The organism is Streptomyces sp. NPDC001816, from assembly GCF_042892235.1.
GTDB lineage: Bacteria > Actinomycetota > Actinomycetes > Streptomycetales > Streptomycetaceae > Streptomyces.
In genome coordinates this window covers 1-2,281 of sequence record NZ_JBIATY010000024.1, presented here as the reverse complement: position 1 = coordinate 2,281, position 2,281 = coordinate 1, and the positions used below count along the sequence as shown (strand labels likewise).

At 66.7% G+C, this 2,281-nt stretch carries 3 protein-coding genes; 1 reads left to right on the top strand and 2 read right to left on the bottom strand.

Annotated features, from left to right (window positions below; all coding sequences use genetic code 11):
- Positions 1-29 precede the first annotated feature (29 nt).
- Positions 30-425 (top strand): GntR family transcriptional regulator, encoded by a 396-nt coding sequence (locus ACFYZZ_RS44995; protein WP_389189843.1) that lies wholly within the window; start codon positions 30-32, stop codon positions 423-425.
- A 216-nt stretch (positions 426-641) separates the two neighbouring features.
- Here ACFYZZ_RS44995 and ACFYZZ_RS44990 read toward each other — a convergent pair whose 3' ends face one another.
- Together ACFYZZ_RS44990 and ACFYZZ_RS44985 are read right to left on the bottom strand one after the other, a co-directional pair.
- A complete protein-coding gene (locus tag ACFYZZ_RS44990) occupies positions 642-1,205 on the bottom strand; it encodes a flavoprotein (RefSeq protein WP_389189842.1) in 564 nt (187 codons plus the stop codon).
- The coding region (locus ACFYZZ_RS44985; RefSeq protein WP_389189840.1) for a transcriptional regulator at positions 1,202-2,281 on the bottom strand (1,080 nt) is incomplete at its 5' end. The genes ACFYZZ_RS44990 and ACFYZZ_RS44985, both read right to left, overlap by 4 nt.

The window sequence follows — 2,281 nt, the reverse complement described above, 5'->3', positions numbered from 1 at the left end:
TTGACCTAGGTCCGGTTACTCTCGGGGGTATGGATCAGAGTCCCGAAGCGCCCAAACCCACGCCGACGGCCAAGGAGATTGCGGCGCAGTTCCGCGACAAGATCACGGGTCCCGATCGTGAGTACGACCCGGGGGACCGGCTCCCGGCTGCTCGCTCGCTCGCCAAGGAGCTTGGCGTGCAGCTCATGACCGTCCAGAGCGCGTACGGTCAACTCCGTGACGAGGGGCTGATCCTTACCCAGCAGGGACGTGGGACGTTCGTCCGTGACCCTGCGGTGCCCCTCGGAACCGAGCCGGGCAGCAGCCCTGCTTTCGCGGCTCTGGCCGCAGAACTCAGCACGATTCATGACGCTCTCAGTTCGCTCGGGGAGCGGCTCGATCGGCTTGAGCGGCTTGTGGGTAGCGAGACTCCAACTTCGCAGTGAGTTCGTCCGCGCGTCGTAGCAGCCCTTCGACCTTGATGCGTGCGTCCCTCAAACTCGCTTTGATCAAAGCAAGTTCAGCAGAGGTCATGCCTTCCAGCTCGCCGCTTCGCTCATCGATCCCTGACATGCCAATGAGCATCTAGCCATCAACGGCAGAGGACCCGGACAGAGTGTCCGGGTCCTCTTTCCTTGCAGGTCAGGATGGTTGACGATCTGTCACCTAGTGACTTCGTCTACGGCGTCCAGCACTACCCCCCAGGGAAGCGCGCGCCCCGCCGGCGCCTCGCGCGGCTCGTACAGCGGCCACACATCAGTGCCGTAGACGATGCGCACGCCCCCCGCCCTGAGGGTGTCGATGTGGTGCTGCCATGCCGGGTGGCGGGCATGCGCCGCGTTCACCCGAGGGAAGACGACGACGGGCAACCCGAGGGTGCCGATCGCCTCCCCCACCTGGGTCAGCGCCTGGTTGTCCATCAGGCCCATGGCGAGCTTGGCCACCATGTTGGCCGACGCTGGGGCTACCACGTAGCAGTCAACCGGCGGGTGCGGTCGCGCCTCGCCAGGCAGGCGCGGTTCATCGCGCACGGGCAAGCCGGTCAGCTTCTCCAGCCGATCGACCTCGCCACTCAGCCGTAGCCACTGACCTGCGGTCGGCGTCAGAGTGACGGCCACCTGCCAGCCGCGCTCCATCGCGGGCTCAACCAGACCGGTGCGCAGCGCCTCTACGCCTCCGGCTGCCGACCCGACGACCCCGAGCACCCCACGCTTGCCTGAACTCACTGCACCGCCCTGCACCGTTGAGCCATCACGAACACCTCGGACGATCGCGAGCCGCCCGTGACCGGTGATTGCTTGATCAGGTCCCGCAGCGTCTCGCGCACCCTCGGATTGTTGCGCACGAGCTGCGGCGATGTGCGTTCAGCTGTGCGGAGTTCCGTGAACGCCTCATCGCCCTGTCCGCTGAGCGAGAGCGCGCGTGCGAAGTCGATGCGGTGCGACACGCTGCGTTCCTGTGGCATGTGGTCGACATTGATCCGCCCGTGTTCCACGACGTACGACACGTTGTCGAGATCCAGCTCAGCCGATAGGCGGTGAAGCAGGACGTTCGTGGGTCCGAAGCCCGTCTGCCAGTAGTTCTCATCCGAGCCGAGGTCATCCGCGAGTTCCTCGGCTCGATCCAGCAGACCGGTTACGGTGGGCCGGTCCTGGTGGCGGGCCGCTGCAACAGCGGCCCGCAGGTGGATCATCCCCAGCAAACTCAGTGCTGCGGGGTCGTTGTCGGTCACCCGCGACGAGAGCCATGCTGCGGCCGTGTTGCCCAGTTCCAACGCGTCGTCGTACCGGCCGTTGGCCAATAGGGCGTGCGTGCCGGACCGTGCGGCGGACGCCAACACAAGCGGGTCGTCAGACTCGTCTGCGGCACGCATCGCGCGCTCGGCAGCAAGCCAAGAGATGTCCGATTCGCCGATCTTCGCGAGGGTCGTTGCTGCGAGGTGGTGGGTACGGGCCGACACTGCCCAGCAGTCGCTACGGTCCTCGCCGCGCCGTGCGGCTCGCTCCTCCAACTCTTGCGCAGTCTGGAGGAGCGCGGGAAGCGCAGCAATGACGCTGCCGAGCCGCCCACCCTGGTAGTCGTTCCATGCCTGCTCCACGCGCACGGCCACGGGCGCCGGTGTGGGGAGCTGCACCTCAGCCTCGGGGCCAAAGAGCAGACGAGACAGCCGGCGCGGGCTCATAAGCGCGTCGCGCACGGCCGGAACGTCGTCCTGCTGCTTCTCGTCCTCCATGAGCACGGTCTGACCGAGCAGGTCCCCAAGGGGCACGCGCAGGATGCGCGAGAGCTCCGCGAGCATGTC